Source organism: Roseibium sp. (genome assembly GCF_965232425.1).
In the GTDB taxonomy this organism is placed as follows: domain Bacteria; phylum Pseudomonadota; class Alphaproteobacteria; order Rhizobiales; family Stappiaceae; genus Roseibium.
The window spans coordinates 3423084-3441233 of the sequence record NZ_OZ246971.1; the positions used below are offsets into that span (position 1 = coordinate 3423084).

General features: G+C 62.3%; 15 protein-coding genes. 7 read left to right on the forward strand and 8 right to left on the reverse strand.

Annotated elements, in window-relative coordinates; all coding sequences use genetic code 11:
* Positions 1-2: 2 nt before the first annotated feature.
* From ACO08A_RS15785 to ACO08A_RS15805, 5 genes are read right to left on the reverse strand one after another with little or no spacing between them, the layout of a single operon-like run.
* On the reverse strand, positions 3-1454 hold the full coding sequence (locus ACO08A_RS15785) for an aldehyde dehydrogenase family protein (protein ID WP_422036953.1): 1452 nt from the start codon (positions 1452-1454) through the stop codon (positions 3-5).
* Positions 1454-2194: a hypothetical protein gene (locus ACO08A_RS15790; protein WP_422036954.1), complete on the reverse strand. Its 741-nt coding sequence runs from the start codon at positions 2192-2194 to the stop codon at positions 1454-1456. The genes ACO08A_RS15785 and ACO08A_RS15790 overlap by 1 nt, the downstream gene beginning before the upstream one ends.
* Positions 2187-3035 carry a hypothetical protein gene (locus tag ACO08A_RS15795; protein WP_422036955.1) on the reverse strand — a complete coding sequence of 283 codons (849 nt, stop codon included), beginning with the start codon at positions 3033-3035 and terminating at the stop codon, positions 2187-2189. Before ACO08A_RS15795 ends, ACO08A_RS15790 begins: the two co-directional genes overlap by 8 nt.
* A complete protein-coding gene (locus ACO08A_RS15800; protein ID WP_422036956.1) occupies positions 3035-4117 on the reverse strand; it encodes an aromatic ring-hydroxylating oxygenase subunit alpha in 1083 nt (360 codons plus the stop codon). The genes ACO08A_RS15795 and ACO08A_RS15800 overlap by 1 nt, the downstream gene beginning before the upstream one ends.
* Complete coding sequence (locus tag ACO08A_RS15805; protein ID WP_422036957.1) at positions 4114-5022, reverse strand: MurR/RpiR family transcriptional regulator; 909 nt, start codon at positions 5020-5022, stop codon at positions 4114-4116. The genes ACO08A_RS15800 and ACO08A_RS15805 overlap by 4 nt, the downstream gene beginning before the upstream one ends.
* A 76-nt stretch (positions 5023-5098) precedes the next feature.
* On the opposite strand from ACO08A_RS15805, the gene ACO08A_RS15810 reads away from it, so the two are divergent.
* From ACO08A_RS15810 to ACO08A_RS15840, 7 genes are all read left to right on the forward strand, one after another.
* Entirely contained in the window at positions 5099-7579 is a 2481-nt protein-coding gene (locus ACO08A_RS15810; protein ID WP_422036958.1) for an FAD-dependent oxidoreductase, read from the forward strand.
* Positions 7576-8670 carry an alcohol dehydrogenase family protein gene (locus ACO08A_RS15815; protein ID WP_422036959.1) on the forward strand — a complete coding sequence of 365 codons (1095 nt, stop codon included), beginning with the start codon at positions 7576-7578 and terminating at the stop codon, positions 8668-8670. Before ACO08A_RS15810 ends, ACO08A_RS15815 begins: the two co-directional genes overlap by 4 nt.
* Positions 8667-9779 carry a mandelate racemase/muconate lactonizing enzyme family protein gene (locus ACO08A_RS15820; RefSeq protein ID WP_422036960.1) on the forward strand — a complete coding sequence of 371 codons (1113 nt, stop codon included), beginning with the start codon at positions 8667-8669 and terminating at the stop codon, positions 9777-9779. The genes ACO08A_RS15815 and ACO08A_RS15820 overlap by 4 nt, the downstream gene beginning before the upstream one ends.
* The gene (locus ACO08A_RS15825; protein WP_422036961.1) at positions 9776-10891 is read left to right on the forward strand and encodes a mandelate racemase/muconate lactonizing enzyme family protein; all 1116 of its coding nucleotides are present in this window, start codon (positions 9776-9778) and stop codon (positions 10889-10891) included. Before ACO08A_RS15820 ends, ACO08A_RS15825 begins: the two co-directional genes overlap by 4 nt.
* Entirely contained in the window at positions 10888-12012 is a 1125-nt protein-coding gene (locus tag ACO08A_RS15830) for a mandelate racemase/muconate lactonizing enzyme family protein (RefSeq protein ID WP_422036962.1), read from the forward strand. Before ACO08A_RS15825 ends, ACO08A_RS15830 begins: the two co-directional genes overlap by 4 nt.
* Positions 12013-12024: 12 nt before the next feature.
* The gene (locus ACO08A_RS15835; RefSeq protein ID WP_422036963.1) at positions 12025-13302 is read left to right on the forward strand and encodes an aspartate aminotransferase family protein; all 1278 of its coding nucleotides are present in this window, start codon (positions 12025-12027) and stop codon (positions 13300-13302) included.
* 77 nt (positions 13303-13379) lie between these two features.
* Positions 13380-14573, forward strand: a complete 1194-nt coding sequence (locus tag ACO08A_RS15840; protein ID WP_422036964.1) for a glycoside hydrolase family 3 N-terminal domain-containing protein — start codon at positions 13380-13382, stop codon at positions 14571-14573.
* On the opposite strand, the gene ACO08A_RS15845 is transcribed toward ACO08A_RS15840, so the two are convergent.
* The 3 genes from ACO08A_RS15845 to ACO08A_RS15855 form a co-directional block, all read right to left on the reverse strand.
* Positions 14567-16117 carry a TRAP transporter large permease gene (locus ACO08A_RS15845; RefSeq protein WP_422036965.1) on the reverse strand — a complete coding sequence of 517 codons (1551 nt, stop codon included), beginning with the start codon at positions 16115-16117 and terminating at the stop codon, positions 14567-14569. The two genes, ACO08A_RS15840 and ACO08A_RS15845, sit on opposite strands and share 7 nt — an antisense overlap.
* On the reverse strand, positions 16114-16617 hold the full coding sequence (locus tag ACO08A_RS15850) for a TRAP transporter small permease subunit (protein ID WP_422036966.1): 504 nt from the start codon (positions 16615-16617) through the stop codon (positions 16114-16116). Before ACO08A_RS15850 ends, ACO08A_RS15845 begins: the two co-directional genes overlap by 4 nt.
* 407 nt (positions 16618-17024) lie before the next feature.
* Positions 17025-18122 (reverse strand): TRAP transporter substrate-binding protein, encoded by a 1098-nt coding sequence (locus ACO08A_RS15855; protein WP_422036967.1) that lies wholly within the window; start codon positions 18120-18122, stop codon positions 17025-17027.
* Positions 18123-18150 lie beyond the last annotated feature (28 nt).

The window sequence follows — 18150 nt, forward strand, 5'->3', positions numbered from 1 at the left end:
TCTTACCTCAGTTTGATCGCGACATTCTTCGTTTGAACGTAGTTGAGCAGCGCTTCGCGGCCCTTTTCGCGACCGTAGCCGGATTTGCCGAAACCGCCAAAGGGGGTCTCGACACCGCCGGCATACCATTCGTTGACGAAGACCTGACCGGCTCTGAGACCCCTGGTCGCGCGCATGGCCCGGTCGATGTCGGGTGTGAACACGCCGGCGACCAGACCATAAGGCGTACCGTTGGCGATCCGGATCGCCTCTTCCTCGGTGCTGAATTTCAGGACGGACAGGACCGGTCCGAAGACCTCGTCATGGGCGATCGTCATGTCGGGTGTCACGCCCGTCATCACGGTCGGTTCAAGGAAGTAGCCGGGGCGGTTCATCCGCCGCCCTCCGGTGGGGGTGCGAGCTCCGTCGCGTTCGGCCTGCGAGACCATGCCGGCCGCGCGCTGACACTGGGTTTCGGAGATCATCGGACCCATGTTCGCCCCGAATTCGGGAAAGCCGAGCCCGTCGCCGACATCGAGATCCTCCGCCATGGCAACGATGCCGTCGACCAGCCTGTCGTGGATCTTTTCGTGGGCGACGACACGGGACATGGCGGAACAGACTTGCCCTGCATTGAAATAGATACCCCAGCGGACATCGGACAAAAACGCATCGAGATCGGCATCGTCATGGACGATGGCGGCGGACTTGCCGCCGAGTTCGAGGACGCAGGGCACGACATTGCGGGCCGCGGCAGTGGCGATAGCCGATCCCGTCTGTACCGAACCGGTGAAGACGATCTGGTTGACACCGGGATGGGCGGTCAGGGCCGCGCCGGTGTCCTTGCCGATCCCGCAAAGGATGTTGAGCGCTCCATCGGGCAGGCCGCAGGCAAGCGCCGCGTCGGCAAAATAGCGGTTGGTGAGCGGATCGAGCTCCGGTGTCTTCACGACAACGGAACAGCCCACGGCAAGTGCGGCCGACAACGAGCGGGCCGTCATTTCCATTGGGTAGTTCCACGGAATGATCTGGGCGGAGACACCGAAAGGTTCGTGGGTGGTAAAATCGAAATAGCCGCCGCCAAGGGGAATGGAGCGGCCTTCCATGGTCTCGGCCTGGTTACCGTAATATTCGAAGTAGCGTGCGGCGCCTTCCAGTTCGAGCCTTGCTTCCCAGAGCGGTTTGCCGGCTTCCCGGGTCAGGATCGGAGCGATTTCGTCGATCCGCTCGAGGATGTACTCTCCCATCTTCCGGACGATACGGCCGCGCTCCACGGGCCGCAGGCCCGACCAGTCACCGCTGGCACTCAACGCCCCGGCCGCCGAGACCGCGCGATCGACATCGCTTTCGTCCGCAATCGCCTGGTCGGCAACGCGTTCGCCGGTTGAAGGATCGAGAACCTCGATATGCCCGGCGCCCCCCTCGCAGTAGTCGCCGTCGATGAAATTATGCCAATAGGCGGGGAGATCCGTCATCAGGCCCTGATCCTGTAAGAATGAAGTCTGTCGTAGTGGGGTTTCATGCGCCGGTGGACGTGGCGCACGCGTTCGGGTGCGTCATCAAGTTCGACATAGCGCCGCTGTTGCGGCCGGAGCCCGGTCGAGTTCTTGAGATTGGCGTGGAACGAACCGCCGTCCCACCAGCTGTATTGTGCCGTGTCGGCCCCCGGCGCCCAGGTGAGCGCATCGGCAATGAAGGGTATCCCGACCGCCTCGCAAAACGCTGTCGCCATGCCTTCGGGGTTTTCCAGAAGGTCATCGCTGTCGATCACGGGCGGTGCCGTGCCGTGCAGGGCATGCAGGAGATCGAACAGGGCGCGCTGTTCCGGGAAACCGACTTCGGCGCTGTCGAAGTCGGGCCATTTGTCATAGATCGACGTGATCGTGAGCGCGGGATCGCGGATCAGGAATGCATGGGTGAAATGAGACAGAAAGTCCTGATCCCACATGTGGCTGATGTAATGCGGAAAGTCCTTGATGAAGACCGGCCCCGCTTCGGCCCGCGCCCGGATGTCCTCCCAGACGCTTTCCAGGGTCAGGCCGGGAGTCGTCCTGTCTCCGGGTTGCCACCTTGGCCAGAGGGGCTCAGCGCCCTGGTACCACGCCTCGCCGAAAGGTTCATGCAGGCAGTCCAGATCCCCGCGCTGGCGCATCATCCACTCAAACGCGGTGGACGTTGACCGGGGCACCGCCCAGAGCGCAACGATCTTATGCATGGAGCGTCTCCAGCAGTCGTCCGTGCCTGCCTTCCGGTGCCAATTTGAGCGAGCGGAAAATGCGCCAGTAGAGCGCGGTGTCGTGCGCGATCACCGGTTTGCCCAGCTGGTTTTCCAGCTGCGGGGTCAGGTGCAGCATGCGCTGCGGCTGGCCATTTTGTCCGCTGCGGAAATTGACCATGCCGTTGGCGAGGTAGGCATCGGCGTCTGGGGCTTTTTCAGCAACATACTCGAAGCTGCGCCGGGCCAGATCGCCGTCGAAGATCCATCTCTTCCGGTTCACATCGTCCTGGCTTTCGAACCAGCCCTGGTCGACAAAGTTTCCGGCCCACAGGACGTCGAACCCGGCTTCCTTCAGGAAACCGACTGTGCCCTGCCACCATTCAGGCCAGTGATAGACAGCGTTGAGGGCGACCTTTTCAACGTTCATCTCGCGCAATGCCTCGACCATCGTGTAACCGGCCATGTGAAAGGCAAGTCCGTGGGTGTTGCTGAGCCGCGCACAGAAATCGGCAATTCCCTGAACACCCATGCCCGAAGCGTGTACCCAGTTGGATCCGACCTGCGCGCAGACATCCGCGCCGTTGTCGGCCATGACAGACGCGAACTCTTCGAGCATGCCGAAATTCCGGGTCCGCTGGTCGAGACGATGGCGGTAATCTGGAACATGAAGCATCCAGCCGTGCACGCCTACGGTTTGAGGGGCAATGCGCAGAAAGTCGCTCGGCGCGGCGTCCCAGTCATGCGGCGGGCAGGTGAACCCGACCTGGTGCGGAAACAGTTTCTGGTCCGCAGTCCATTCCAGCGGCATGCCCTGTGCTTGGGACCCGGCCGTGGACATCAGGCTTCCCGCATCCAGTTCTGCAAGGCCTTGACCGAATGTTCCGAATTCACGCCGCAGGCGGGGTCGAGCACCAGGGGGCCGGGCTTGTAGCCGCGGCTGCGCAGTCCCTTCTGAACTGCCTCCACAAGGTAGATGTCCTCTTCGACGGTTGTCGAGCGGTCCTGGACTGCAAGGCGCCGGATGGTTTCGCTGTCGACGCCGTCCACGGTGTACCAGCCGCGCCAGACGACGACGTGATCAACGTCGACCGCGCGCCAGTGGTAGGTGTTCAGAATATTGCCCGGATAGACCTGGAAGGAGAACAGCGGCCAGAGGAACCAGGAGGAATAGTCGCCTGCATGCGCGTTGGCATCCAGGTCGATCTCGTAAGTCATCCTATCGAGGTTCTGGCATTCGGTCGTGTGACGGAGACAGTATCCTTGTGGCTGGATGTCATAGGTCTCCGGCTTGACCACACCGGTTGCGAATGTGGGGTGGTTGATGGGGCAGTGATAGCATTCCGAATAGTTTTCAACCGAGACCTTCCAATTGCAGTTCTCGGCAATTTCGACCCATTCGAGAGGCTTCAGACGATCGATCTGCGGAACGAATGCGCGCAGTTCCTCGCGCACATTCGGAAACCACGCGTCCATCGGTTTGGCATCCGGGTCGAGATTGACGAACAGGAATCCGCAGAAGTCTTCGATCCGCACGGAGGTGAGGCAGATCTTGCTACGGTCAAAACCGGGAACCGCGCGGACATTCGGACCGGACCGGAGGCCGCCGGTCAATTCATATGTCCAGCTGTGATAGGGGCAGACAAGAAGCTTGGTGTTGCCCTCGCCCTGCACCAGCTGGTGCGCCCGGTGCTGGCAGACATTGTAGTAGGCCCGGAGCACGCCGTCCCTGTCGCGCAGGCAGATGATGCTTTCGTCCGCGATATCGACCGTGAAATAGTCGCCGGGTTTCTCCAGCTGGGAAACGTGTCCCGCGAATTGCCACGTTCGTGCCAGCAGCCCGTCTTTTTCCCGTTTGAAATGATCCGGGTCCGTGTAGTAGCGGGCTTCAAGCGAATGGGTCAGCTGGCTGTGAACGTTCATGAGCGGTCCTTCCACTCTTCCTGATAGAGCCCCATCTTGTGGCGGCGTGTGTGAAAGCGCTCGATGCTGGAAATGACGTCCTCGGGCGCATCGGCGATGACGAAGGCCAGCAGTGTTTCCAGGAGCGCGATGGTCGAGACGGACGAGGGAAAGAACTGCGGCGTCTCCGCATCGACGACAAAGGCATGATCACTGCCAACGACGATGGGCGAGGCCGGGCTGTCCGAGATGGCGACGATCGTCAGTCCCTGCTCGCGCGCCGTTTCCACGGCCGCGATGACATCGGTTCGATAGGGTTTGCAGGTCATCGCGACGAGCACGTCCCGCTCATCCGCCCGCGCGAGATCATCCGTTGCAACAGACCCCATCCTCGGAATGGTCCAGATCGTGTCGACCGCCATGTCCGCGAGATAGGAGAAATTGCGTGCGTTGGAATTGTTGACGCCGACGCCGAGCACATAGGTGTGGCGCGCCATCACGATGGCATCGGCGGCCGCTTTCATCGCATTGGCATCGGTCGCGGCGAAGGTGTTCTCGATATTCGAGATCGCGCAGGCGGCCATTTCCGCGAACAGTGCGCCGAGCTGGCCGCCCTTGGCCAGCGACTGCAGCCAGCGTGCCCGGTCCGGAAAATCCGTCCCACGGCTTCGGATCGCTTCGCGGAACGGATGACGGAAATCCTCGTATCCATCGAAGCCGACCGAGCGTGCCATGCGCACGAACGTGTTCGGTTTGACGCCCGCCGCGTCGGCGATCTCACGGATCGAACTCACGCCGACATCGTTCGGATTTTCAAGCACATAGCTTGCGGCCTTGCGCAGCTCCGGCGTCAGGTCCTCGAGTTCGGATGCGAGGTCGTCCAGCACCGCCTGCGGGGCTTTCAATCCGGTTTTTGGTACATTCATATCATTCATGATTGACGAGAGTACATTTGTACAATTACGATGTCCATCGAAAAATCACCGGCCTGGGAGATCACACGTGTCGGAAACCGGAACCTCCAAACTGCCGTCCTCCGCCCGCGTCGTCATCGTCGGCGGCGGCATCATGGGCTGCGGCCTCGCCTATCATCTGGCCCACGAGGGCTGTTCGGATGTCGTTCTCCTGGAAAAGGCGGAACTCACCTCCGGGTCCACCTGGCATGCGGCCGGGCAGATCACACATTCCACGTCCAGTTTCGGGCTCGGAAAATGCGTCGGCTACAACATCGATCTCTATTCCGGGCTGCTGGAGGAAGAGACCGGCCAGTCTGTCACCTGGCACGGTTGCGGGTCATTCCGCCTGGCCTATACGGAAGACGAGATGGACTGGCTCCGCCACACGATGAGTGTCGGGCGTGCGCTGCAGTTTCCGATGGAACTGGTCGGGCCGGAGCGGATCCGCGAGTTGCACCCGTTCTACAATCTCGATGGCGTTCTTGGCGCGCTGCATACACCCGATGACGGCCACGCGGACCCGTCCGGCGTCACGCAGGCTCTGGCGATCGGTGCACGCAAGCTGGGCGTCAAGATCATCCGCCGCTGCCGCGCGACCGACATCAAGCAGCAGGCGAACGGCGAGTGGAAGGTCTCGACAGAACTGGGCGACATCACCTGCGAGCACGTGGTCAATGCCGGCGGGACCTACGCGCGGCAGATGGGCGAATGGAGCGGGCTGCAATTGCCGATGACGTCGATGACGCACCATTACATCGTTACCGACACGGTTCCCGAGTTCAAGGAACTGGATAAGGAACTGCCTGTCATCCGCGACGACAAGCTGGTCTCCGGCTACATCCGCATGGAGCAGAAGTCGGGGCTGATCGGGATCTACGAGAAAGAAAATCCGAACACGGTTTGGGAAGACTTCTGTCCCTGGGAAGCGGAAAACGAGCTGTTCGAAGCGGACTATGACCGGATCATGCCGTGGCTGGAAAACGCGATGGACCGCATGCCGATCTTCGCGGAACTCGGCATCAAGCGCGAAGTGCATGGTGCGATTTCGCATCCGCCGGACGGCAATCCGCTGATCGGTCCGGCGCCGGGCGTGAAGAATTACTGGTGCTGCTGCGGCACCCAGATCGGCATTGGCTGGGGACCGGGCCTGACGCGTGAACTCGCCCGCTGGATCGTGCACGGCTCGGCGGACATCTCGATGCGCGAATTCGACCCGCGCCGGTTCGGCGGTTATGCCGACCAGGAGTGGCAGGTCGTGAAGGCCAAGGAGGACTATTGCCTTCGCCACGAGATACCGTTCCCGCATTTCAACCGGCTGGAAGGGCGGCCGATCAAGCCGAGTCCGCTCTATGAGCGCCTGAAGGACAAGGGTGCCGTCTACGAAGAGGTCTACGGACACGAACGTCCGCGCTGGTTTACCACCGGCGATCTGGAGCAGCGGGACTACTACTCGTTCCGGCGCGCGGCCTGGCATGAGGCCGTTGCAAAGGAAATGCAGGCCGTCAGGACGACGGCGGGGATCATGGATATTTCGGCCTTCACCAAGATCGAACTGTCCGGCCCGGATGCGGAAAGCTATCTGGACCGGCTGGTGTCCAACCGGTTGCCGAAGAAGGTCGGCGGTATCGCCCTGACACACATGCTCAACCGGCGTGGACGGATCGAAATGGAACTCACGGTGGTCCGGCTTGCGGAAGACCGCTTCTACCTGGTCTGCGCCGCCTTTTTCGAACAACGGCTTCTGGATCACCTTGCGCAGAACCTTCAGGGTGAAGACGCGACGGTTACGAACCGTTCCAATGAATGGGGCGCAATGACGCTCAACGGTCCGCTGGCGCGCGATATTCTTGCCCCCAATACATCGGCGGCGCTGGACAATGCGTCGTTCCGCTGGCTGACGGCGCAGGAAATCGAAGTGGCCGGGTACAAGGTCTGGGCATTCCGGATGTCCTATGCCGGAGAACTCGGCTGGGAGTTCCACATTCCGCGCGCGCATATGCTTGAGGTCTATGACGCTCTCTGGAAGACCGGCCAGCCGCTCGGGCTTGCGGACTACGGCTCGTTCGCGATGAATGCGCTGCGCCTTGAAAAAGGCTTCAAGGGGGCCGGGGAACTGACCAACGAAGTCACGTTGCCGGAAGCGGACGTCATGCGGTTCGTGAAGCTCGACAAGGGAGACTTCCTCGGCAGGGAAGAGACCGCAGCGAGTGCCGCGTCTGCCAAACTGCCGTGGGTGTGCATCTACCTTCAGATCGAGCCGGACGGCGTCGAAGACGGACACGGCGGCGAAGCCGTGCTTCTCAACGGGGAGCCGGTGGGTGCGACCAGCTCGGTTGCCTATGCGCATACGGTGGGCAAGATCCTCGCCTTCGCCTATGTCAAACCGGAAGCGGCCGCACCGGGTCAGGAACTGGACGTCGTCATCATGAACGGGGTCCGAAAGGCCCGGGTGCTGGACGCTCCCGCCTACGATCCTGACAGCCTGCTGCCGAGAACGGACGCTCCGGTCGGAGTGGCGGCGGAATGACGATACCGGCAACCATGAAGGCCATCGTCCTGGAAGGCCATGGCGGGCTCGACAAGCTGGTCTGGCACGAGAACTGGCCGACACCGCGACCCGGTCCCGGAGAGGTCCTGATCAAGGTCGGCGCCTGCGGGCTGAACAACACGGACGTGAACACGAGATCCGGCTGGTACTCCAAGACCGTTTCCGATGCCACCACCGGCGGTGCCTATGAAGAGGTGGGCGAAGAAGATCCGACCTGGGGCGGCGCGCCAATCACGTTTCCACGCATCCAGGGCGCGGACGCGGTCGGCGAGGTTGTCGCGCTTGGCGACGGTGCGCCGGAAACGCTCCTGGGCAAGCGCGTGATGGTCGACGGCTGGCTCCGGGACTGGTCCGATCCGTTCAACAAGAACAAGGCCGGCTATTTCGGTTCCGAGTGCGACGGCGGCTATGCCGAGTACACGGTTGCCAATGCAAACAATGTCGGCGCGGTGCAGTCGGATCTGAGCGATGCGGAACTCGCGACGTTCTCGTGTTCCTATACGACGGCGGAAGGCATGCTCAGCCGTGCGCAGGTGGGCGAGCGCGACACGGTTCTTGTAACGGGCGCTTCGGGCGGTGTCGGTTCTGCAGTTGTGCAGCTTGCCAGGCGGCGCGGTGCGACCATCGTCGCGCTTGCCTCCGCCTCCAAGCATGAGGCCGTGAAAGCGCTCGGCGCTGACGTGCTGCTGGATCGTGCTCCGGAAGATCTGGCTGCAGCCCTGAAAGACGCGACCGGCCGGGAAACCGTGTCTGTTGTCGCCGATATTGTCGGCGGACCCTATTGGGGCAATCTCATCTCGGTTCTGGAGCGGGGTGGGCGATATACATGTTCCGGCGCCATCGCGGGCCCGATCGTCGAATTCGATCTCAGGACCTTTTATCTGAACGATCTGACCCTGATCGGGTCCACCGTCGTCGAGCCGCACATATTCAAGGATCTGGTCGGTTACATCGAGCGCGGCGAGGTCAAGCCGGCGCTCGCGGCAACCTACCCATTGAAGGAATTTCACGCGGCGCAGACGGCTTTCATCGAGAAGAAGCATACGGGAAACATCGTGGTGATCCCATGAAGATAACCCGTATCCGGATCTTCAAGACGGATCTGCCCTATGTCGACGGTGCCTATGGCTGGGGCGCGGGGAACGCGATCACCACGGCGCGCGCGTCCGTGGTGGTCATCGACACGGATGCGGGCCTATCGGGATGCGGGGAATTCACGCCTTGCGGCGAGAACTACATGGTGGCCCACTCCGAAGGTGTCGAGGCGCTGGCCCGTCTTGTTGCGCCCGCGCTTCTGGGAGAAGACCCGCGTCAGGTAGCGCGGATCGAGCAGCTTCTGGATCACCTCGTTCAGGGGCATGGCTATGCCAAGGCCCCCTTCGACGCGGCCTGCTGGGATATCGCCGGCAAGGCCCTTGGCGCGCCGGTCTGGATGCTGCTCGGCGGCAAACTGACCGACGGCGCGCCGATGTACCGGGTAGCCCCGCATCGCTCCACTGAGGAAACGGTTGCCGAACTGGAACGCCACCGCGCGAACGGCTACCGGCAATTCCAGATCAAGGTCGGAGCGGACTGGGTGCAGGATATCGACCGGATCCGCGCGACCGTGCCGCTGCTCAAACAGGGCGAAAAGGCAATGGCGGATGCCAACCAGGGCTGGCGCGTCGACAATGCGCTCCGCGTCGGGCGGGCAACACGGGACCTCGATTTCATCTTCGAGCAGCCCTGCCGCACCTATGAGGAATGCCTGCAGGTCCGCCAGCGGATCGATCTGCCGATGAAGCTGGACGAGTGCGTCACCGGCCTCGCAGCGGCGCAGCGGATCGTGGCCGACCGGGCGGCCGATCTCGTCTGCCTGAAAATCTCCAACCTCGGCGGTCTGTCCAAGGCGCGCCGGGTGCGGGACTTTTTCGTCGAAAACCGCATTCCCGTCGTCGCGGAAGATACCTGGGGCGGGGAGATCGCAACGGCGACACTCGCCCATTTTGCCGCCTCGACGCCGGAGGAGTTCCTTCAGAACACCACGGATCTCCATAATTACAACACGCGATCCACCGGGTCTCCGGCCCCAAGAACCGCAGGTGGCAAGCTCTATGCGTCCGATGCACCCGGCCTTGGGGTGGAGCCGGACCTCGACAGCCTTGGCGCACCGGCCGCCGTCTATGGAGAGGCGGCATGAGGATCTCGCGGATCAGCGTCTGGCAGATCGATCTTCCGCTTGCCAAACCCTACTGGCTGTCCGGCGGCCGGCTCAAGTTCGAAAAACTGGATTCGACCTTCGTGCGGATCGAGACTGATGAAGGCGTGTCCGGCTGGGGGGAGGGGTGCCCGTGGGGGCACACCTATCTGCCCGCACACGGGGTCGGACTGAGATCGGCGCTTGAGCTTCTCGCACCTGCTCTTCTCGGCCGTGACCCGCGTGCACACGACGAGATCAACCGGATCATGGACATCCGGCTCCCCGGGCATCCTTACGCCAAGTCGCCGCTCGACATCGCCTGCTGGGATCTGACGGGAAAAGCGACAGGTCAGCCGCTCTGGCGGATGCTGGGGGCGGAGGAACCCGCGCCGGTTGCCATCAATTCCTCGATCTCGACCGGAACCCCGGACGAGATGATCGCGCTGATCCGGGACGCGAGTTCAAAAGGGTATCGCACCCATTCCGCAAAGGTTGGCGGTCAGGACGCAGCCGCCGATATTGCGCGGATCGAAGCCATTTCGAACGCGCTGCCGAAGGGCGAGCAGGTGACCTTCGATGTCAACCGGGCGTGGACGCCAGGCGTTGCGCTCCAGGTGCTGAATGCGGTTTCGGCGCGAGACTGGATCGAGCAGCCCTGCGAGACCCTCGACCAGTGCGCGTTCGTTGCAGCAAAAGTGCAGCAGCCGATCATGCTGGATGAATGCCTTGCCACCTTTCAGGATCACCTGGACGCCTGGAAGCAGGGCGCTTGCCAGGGCGTAAAGGTGAAACCGAACCGCGTCGGCGGGCTGACCCGGGCACGGCAGATCCGCGATTTCGGCCTCGCCGTCGGCTGGCAGATGCATATCGAAGACACCGGCGGCAGCGCGTTTGCGGACACGGCCGCTCTTCATCTGGCCGCCTCGACCCCCGATGCCAACCGGCTCGCCAGCTGGCTGTGCCATGCGCACCTGTCCGTTGATCCGGTCTCCGGTCAGGGAGGCCGCAACCAGGCTGGATCCGTGCGGTTTGACGCCTCACCCGGCGTCGGTATCGCCCCCGACCCTGATGCGCTTGGAGAGCCGGTCGCGGTTTACGAGGACCCCCTATGAGCAATTATCCCGCTTACAAGATTACAGGCCTGACCCTCTGGAAAGTGCCGCTCACGAGCCACGAAACCTACTACATGGCGGAAGGCAAGACCTGTGCGACCGTCGACAGCATGGTGCTCCGGATCGATACCGATCAGGATGTCAGCGGCTGGGGCGAGGTTTGCCCGATCCCGCACTACCTGCCGTCCTATGCCAGGGGTGTCGCACCGGCGATCGAGGAGTTGGCGCCTGTCCTCATCGGGGCGGACCCGATCGGTGTTGATGCGATTGCCCGCAAGTGCCGGTCGTGGCTGCTGGGGCACCCTTATGTGCAATCGGTGATCGATATCGCGCTCTGGGACCTGACCGGCAAGGCCTGCGGGCTGCCGGTCTACACGCTGCTCGGCGGCCGCCAATCGGTCGATTTTCCGCTTTATCATTCCATCACCTGTATTGCGCCGGAAGACATGGCGGCTATCGCAACGGATGCGGTGGCCGGTGGCATGCGCCAGATCCAGGTGAAGCTGGGTGCCGACGCCAACTGGGAAGCCGATGTTGCGCGTCTAAGACTTGTCCGGGAAGCCGTCGGGCCGGGACCGGTTGTCTATGGCGACTGGAATTGCGGCGCCAGCCGGCTGGACGCGACGCGGGTCGGCCGGGCCGTTCGCGATCTCGACATCATGCTCGAACAGCCCTGCGCGACGCTCGAGGAATGTGCAGCCGTCCGCTCGGCGACCGGGTTGCCAATGAAACTGGATGAAACCGCGCATGATACGGCCAGCCTCATGAAAGCCTATGAACTCGGCTGCATGGATGCCGTCGCGCTGAAGCTGTCGAAATTCGGCGGCATTTCCGATCTGAGGCGCGCGCGCGACCTGTGCCTTCATTTCGGTGCCAAGATGTGCATCGAAGATACCTGGGGGTCGGATATTGCCACGGCGGCAGCCCTCCATGTTGCCGCGTCGACACCGCCGCAGGCGATCCTTAACGTGTGTGATCTGTCCGGCTATGTTTACCCGCGACTTGATCCGGACGCCCCGATCCGGGTCAACGGCCGGATACAGCCTCCCGAAGGACCGGGCCTCGGCGTTGCACCGGATCCGAACGTCCTGGGCGAGCCCGTCCTTTCTCTCGCTGCTTGAAGGAGCTTGCAGATGAAAACATCCATTTCACAAGGCGACTGGAAAGCACGCGCGGCCGCCGTGCTGCCGGCTGCCGGGTTCGGGAATTTCGATCCAGGCGTCGTGATCCGCAACGGCAAGGGATCGCGGGTCTGGGACGAGGACGGCAATGAGTTCATCGACTACCTGATCGGCTCCGGGCCGATGGTCCTCGGGCACGGCCACCCGGAAGTTCTGGAAGCCGTGCAGGAACAGCTTGCCGATGGCATGACATTCTTCGCCAACAATGCGCGCGGGATCGAACTTGCCGAAGTGCTGGTCGAGGCGGTGCCCTGCGCGGACCAGGTGCGCTACGTGTCGACCGGGGGCGAGGCGGATATGTACGCGATGCGCCTCGCCAGGGCCTTTACCGGGCGCGACAAGATCCTGAAATTCGAAGGCGGCTACCACGGCATGTCCGGCGAAGCGCTGATGAGCCTGTCGCCAACCAGGCTGATCAACTTTCCGCAGGCCGTTCCCGACTCGGCAGGCATACCGGAAAGCGTGCGCGACAACATGCTGATCGCGCCCTTCAACGATGCGGAGTTCGTCAGTTCGCTGATCGAAGAGCATGCAAATGAGATCGCTTGTGTGATCGTCGAACCGCTGCAGCGTCTGATCCCGCCGGAGCCGGGTTTCCTGCAGGCGCTCAGGGACCTGACCAGCAAGCACGGCATCGTGCTGATCTTCGACGAGGTCGTGACCGGCTTCCGCTTCGCCTATGGCGGCGCGCAGGAATATTACGGCGTCACGCCGGACCTGTGCACGCTCGGCAAGATCATCGGCGGCGGTTTCCCGCTGGCCGCGATCGCCGGCAAGAAAGAGATCATGGACCATTTCGACAAGTCCATTGCCGGTGCCGACGGCTTCACGTTCCAGATCGGTACCTTGAGCGGAAATCCGATTGCCAGTGTTGCCGGCCTCAAGACCCTGGAAATCCTCAGGCGTCCGGGTGCCTATGAAACCATCCGCAAGAATGGCGAACGCCTGATGGTGGCGTACCGGACCCATCTGGATGCTGCAGGCATTGCCCACCAGATCGTTGGCGAACCCTTCCTGTTCGACGTCGTTTTCACGGATCAGCCTGTGAAGAACTACCGCGATATGTTCAGGAACGATGCCGACAGGGCCAAGACACTCAATCGCAGCCTGCGCAAAAGCGGTATCCTGAAACCGGACAGCAAGCTTTATGCGCATCTGGCACTGACGGAAGCCGATCTGGCCCAGACCGAGGCGGCCCTGGAAGCGGGGGCAATGGAACTGGTGAGGTGAAGCCGGGAAATTTGACGTGAAAAGCTGGGTGAACGCCATATCTTAGGAGATACATTGTCGAAGGCCCGGAGACCGGCATGAGGGCACCCTACAGGAACGCAGCCGCCGCCGTTCTGGCGAGCCTGTCCATCCTAGCTGCGCAGCTCCCCGCGCGGTCCGAGATTGCGGTTGAAGCCCCAGAGCGGACCACCGCGACCGCCGAAGAGATCCCGATCAGGCAGAAGATCGGCCAGATGATCCTGGTCGGGTTCGTCGGAATGACGCCCTCCCGTGCCGGCGTCAGAACCGTCCTGGAGCAGTTGGAGGCCGGCGAAATCGGCGGCGTGCTCTATCTCGGCCGGAACCTGAAAAACAGGAAGACCGTCCAGCGCATGAATGCGGCTTTCCGCGCGGCCGCGCCGACCGCATTGCCGCCGCTGATCGCGATCGATCAGGAGGGTGGGCGGGTGCAACGGCTGAGAAGCCGGGACGGGTTTCCGGAGACGCCATCGGCAAAACGACTTGCACGCAAGGGCAGCTCGATCGATGCTGAGCGTATCTACCAGGTGCTTGCCGAAAATCTTGCCGACTGGGGGTTCACCCTCAATCTGGGGCCGGTCGTGGATGTCGATGCAAATCCGCGCAATCCGATCATCGGCAGGCTGGGCCGGTCCTACTCGTCCGATCCGGAACGGGTGGCCGCATACGGTGCAGCCTTTGTCGCCGCCCACAGGGCGCATGGCGTTCTGACCGCGCTGAAGCATTTTCCGGGTCACGGGTCGAGCCTGCGGGACAGCCACAAGGGCGCTGTCGACATCACGCGGACATGGTCGGACGGCGAACTGATCCCGTTCCGGCAACTCATCGCCGAGGGCATGGCCGACCTTGTCATGACGGCACATGTCATCAACCGGACCATCGGGGGAGCGGACAGGTCCGTCCCCATGTCTCTCTCGAAAGATGCGTTGACCGGCGTGCTGCGCGGAGACCTGGGTTTTACCGGCGTCATCATTTCAGACGACATACAGATGGACGCCATCCGGTGGAATTTCACCCTCAAGGAGGCCGTTCTGAAGGCGGTCACGGCGGGCACCGACATTCTGCTCTTTGCCAATGATAAGCGTCCGGATCCGGCGATCCCGGCAAAAGTCGCCGACATTCTCGAGGCGGCAGCGGCGACCGATCCGGACCTGGCGCGCAAGATCGATGCCGCCTATGACCGGATCGTGACTCTCAAGGGCCGTCTGCGGGGTGCCGGAGATGGCGCCGCGGACGCGTCGATGGCTCAATAAAGCGTGCGGGGCAGCCAGGTCGCGAGGATCGGGAACAGCCACAGGATGGCGACCGCAACCGCCTGCAGGGCGATGAAGGGCACGACGCCGCGATAGATCTGGCCGGTCGTGATTTCCTTCGGGGCGGCACCTCTCAAGTAGAACAGGGAGAAACCGAAGGGGGGCGTCAGGAACGATGTCTGCAGGTTGATCGCTATCAGGACGGTCAGCCAGATGGGATCGATGCCCATCAGGATGAGCGGCGGGATCAGAACCGGCAGCAGAATGACGGAAATTTCCACGAAGTCGAGAAAGAAGCCGAGCACGAACACGAACAGCATCGCGAAAATCAGCGCTCCGGCCGGGCCACCGGGCATCTCGTTGAGGATCTCATGCACCCTGTCCTCGCCGCCGAGGCCGACAAAAACCAGGGAGAAGAAACTGGCCATCAGGATCGTTGCAAAGATCATCGAGGTGACGGTCAGGGTCGACAGCAGCGAGGCTTTGAGAAGCCCGTCGCGGAAGGCGGCCCAGAGGATGCGGAAGACGACAGCGAGCGCGAAGATGGCGAGCCCTGCATAGACTGCGGCGAGCAGATAACCGGCGGCAGTGACATCGGAGCGCTGCAGGCGCACCGGCAACAGGGTGGCGGCGACCGCGAGGATCAGAAGGGCCAGGGTCGCGGCCACGATCAGCCTTGTCGAAACACCCAGGCGGCGGCCGGCGAGAAGGATTGCCCCGACCGCGCCGACGGCAGCTGCTTCGTTCGGCGAGGCGATGCCGCCGAGGATCGAGCCGAGAACCGCAAAGATCAGGAGAATGGGCGGAACGATTGCAGCGAGGATTTCCCCGGCCGAGGGTTGGTCGACCTCTTCGTGCATCGCCGGAGCGTCGCTCGGAAACACCCTGGCGCGGGCCAGAATGTAGACGCAGTAAACCACGACCAGCAGCAAACCGGGGACCATGGCAGCGGCAAATGTCTGACCGACGGAAATGGTTTCGATCGTGAACTTGCCCTGCGCATATTGCGCCTGCTGGAAAGCGTTCGACATGACGTCGGCCAGGATGATCAGCAGCGTCGAGGGCGGTATGATCTGGCCGAGCGTTCCGGCCGTGCAGACCATGCCGGAGGCGAGCTTGGGGTCGTAGCCGTTGCGCAGCATGGTCGGCAGCGCGATGAGACCCATCGCAACCACCGTCGCGCCGACAATGCCTGTTGAGGCCGCCAGCAGCGCACCGACAAGCACCACCGAGACGCCGAGCCCTCCGTTCATGCGGCCGAACAGACGTCCCATGGTCTCCAGGAGCTCTTCGGCGATTCGGCTTTTCTCCAGGATGACACCCATCAGGACAAACAGCGGGATCGCCGTCAGGACCGGGTTGATCAGAACTCCGAAAAACCGCTGCCCCATCGCTCCCATGAGCTGAATGTTGAAGTCGCCCAGCATCCAGCCGAGAAGCGCAAAACCCGTCGCGACCCCGGCAATGGTGAAAGCAACCGGGTAACCGAGCAGGATGAAGCCGATCAGCGCGCCGAACATGATGAGGTCGAGCGGCAGGCTCATGCGCCGGCTCCCTTCAGTCTGACGACATCGCGGATGAACGCCGCGATGCCCTGAATGAGCAGCAACACACAGTAGGCCGGGATCAGTGTTTTCAGGAGATAGGACGCCGGAATGCCGCCGACCGAAATCGGGCCTTCCATGATCGCCCAACTGCCGCGCACATAGGGCCAGGAAAACCAGATCAGCAGGATGAGGGCCGGTGTCAGCAGGAACAGGTGCCCGAAGAGATCAATCCACGCCTGTGTCCGTTCGGTGCACTTGGCGTAGAAGATGTCGACACGCACATGGGCGTTGACAAGGAAGGTGTATCCCGCACCCAGCATGAACAGGCTGGCATGCAGATAGAGCACGCCCTCGTCCAGAAAGATGTAGCTGTAACCGAAGACATAGCGCAAGAGAACGATCACGAACTGCAGAAGCAGCATGGCAAGCGCCGCCCAGCACAAGATGTTGCCTATCAATGAATTGACGCGCTCCAGCGCGCCCGCCAGTCGTTCCATTGCGGATGATCCTGCCTTCTTTGCCTGATCTACTTTTGTTTTGTCATTGCAGGGCCCGAGCCTGCGATCCACGTCGCCACCATGCCGCGATTCTGAAGCGGTGTGAAAGCGGAATGGGTCCCATGGTCAGGCCACGCGATAACCGCGTGAGAGGGCTGTTTCCGACCCTGACTTCGCACGGCGTGTCGTGCCAGCTCTACGGCCAAACCAACATCCGAAACCGTTTCTTCCGAGTGTCATCCCGGACAGAGCGCAGCGATGATCCGGGATCGAGTATTCCGCAGAACTCGTTGCGCTTGTGCCGCCCGCGTCTACTGGATCCCTGCCTGCGCAGGGATGACAAAAGATGAAGCGAGGGGCCCTTCGGGTCCCTCGTCGCTCTGAAAACGCATCGTTTGAACAGCAACCTAGTCGTACTTGTAATCGAGCAGACGTGCGTTCATCTGGCCATTGTCGGCGTAGGGCATGTATTCATGCATGAGCTTGCGATAAGCGAGGAAGCTCTCGGTGATGCGCTTGATCAACTCGTCATCGCTGGCGCGCAGGTCGGCAATGACTTCGCCGGCCGCGTTGCCCATTGCGACGATGACTTCGTCCGGCAATTTGCGCACCATCACGTCATGCTCGTTGACGAGCTGGGTAAGCGCCTGCGCATGCTTGGTGTTGTACTCGGTGAGGACGTCGTTGTAGAGGCTCGCACACGCTTGGGCGACCGCTGCCTTGAGATCGTCCGGCAGGTCGTTATAGGCGTCCAGATTGACGGCGCATTCTTCTGCAGAAGACGGTTCGCCGACACCCGGCCAGTAATAGTTCTTGGCGATCTGGTAGTAGCCGAGCGCACTGTCCGTCCAGGGACCGATGAACTCACCTGCGTCGAGCGCGCCGGACTGCAGTGCCTGGAACATCGCCGGACCGCTCATCGCCTGAACCGCCATGCCGAGCTTGGAGCACATTTCCGATGCAAGGCCGGTCGAGCGGAACTTCAGGCCTTTCAGGTCATCGACGCTGTTGATCTCGGTGCGGAACCAGCCTGCCCATTGCGGGCCGGAGTTGCCGCAAAGGAACGGCTTGAGATTGAAACCGCCGTAGATCTCGTCGTACAGCGCCTGGCCGCCGCCATGGATCAGCCAGCCGGCCTGTTCCGGTGCAGTCAGGCCGAATGGCTGCGAGCCGAACAAGAGGATGCCCTTGGACTTCGATCCCCAATAGGCCGGGACCGCATGATAAAGCTCCGCGGTTCCCTGACCGACCGCGTCGAAAACACCGTTGCCCGGAACGATTTCGCCCGCCGCAAACAGCTTGACCTCGATCCGTCCACCGGAAAGCGCCGTGATGCGGTCGGCAAGCATCTGTGCGGCGACGCCCGGTCCCGGCAGGTTTTTCGGCCAGGCGGTGACCATGCGCCACTGGCGGATGTCCTGCGCGATGGCAGGTGCTGCCAGGGTCGTGGCCGCGACGGCGGCGGTGCCGGTTGCACCGGCTTTCAGAAAGTCACGTCTTTTCATCGTTCTACCCCTCGATTCGAATTTGGGT

Bases quoted from the DNA above. Each gene is read 5' to 3' on its own strand.
- ACO08A_RS15795 (WP_422036955.1), bottom strand. From the start codon at position 3,035: ATGTCCACGGCCGGGTCCCAAGCACAGGGCATGCCGCTGGAATGGACT.
- ACO08A_RS15835 (WP_422036963.1), top strand. From the start codon at position 12,025: ATGAAAACATCCATTTCACAAGGCGACTGGAAAGCACGCGCGGCCGCC.
- ACO08A_RS15800 (WP_422036956.1), bottom strand. From the start codon at position 4,117: ATGAACGTTCACAGCCAGCTGACCCATTCGCTTGAAGCCCGCTACTAC.
- ACO08A_RS15845 (WP_422036965.1), bottom strand. From the start codon at position 16,117: ATGAGCCTGCCGCTCGACCTCATCATGTTCGGCGCGCTGATCGGCTTC.
- ACO08A_RS15820 (WP_422036960.1), top strand. From the start codon at position 8,667: ATGAAGATAACCCGTATCCGGATCTTCAAGACGGATCTGCCCTATGTC.
- ACO08A_RS15815 (WP_422036959.1), top strand. From the start codon at position 7,576: ATGACGATACCGGCAACCATGAAGGCCATCGTCCTGGAAGGCCATGGC.
- ACO08A_RS15825 (WP_422036961.1), top strand. From the start codon at position 9,776: ATGAGGATCTCGCGGATCAGCGTCTGGCAGATCGATCTTCCGCTTGCC.
- ACO08A_RS15805 (WP_422036957.1), bottom strand. From the start codon at position 5,022: ATGAATGTACCAAAAACCGGATTGAAAGCCCCGCAGGCGGTGCTGGAC.
- ACO08A_RS15785 (WP_422036953.1), bottom strand. From the start codon at position 1,454: ATGACGGATCTCCCCGCCTATTGGCATAATTTCATCGACGGCGACTAC.
- ACO08A_RS15830 (WP_422036962.1), top strand. From the start codon at position 10,888: ATGAGCAATTATCCCGCTTACAAGATTACAGGCCTGACCCTCTGGAAA.
- ACO08A_RS15850 (WP_422036966.1), bottom strand. From the start codon at position 16,617: ATGGAACGACTGGCGGGCGCGCTGGAGCGCGTCAATTCATTGATAGGC.
- ACO08A_RS15840 (WP_422036964.1), top strand. From the start codon at position 13,380: ATGAGGGCACCCTACAGGAACGCAGCCGCCGCCGTTCTGGCGAGCCTG.
- ACO08A_RS15790 (WP_422036954.1), bottom strand. From the start codon at position 2,194: ATGCATAAGATCGTTGCGCTCTGGGCGGTGCCCCGGTCAACGTCCACC.
- ACO08A_RS15855 (WP_422036967.1), bottom strand. From the start codon at position 18,122: ATGAAAAGACGTGACTTTCTGAAAGCCGGTGCAACCGGCACCGCCGCC.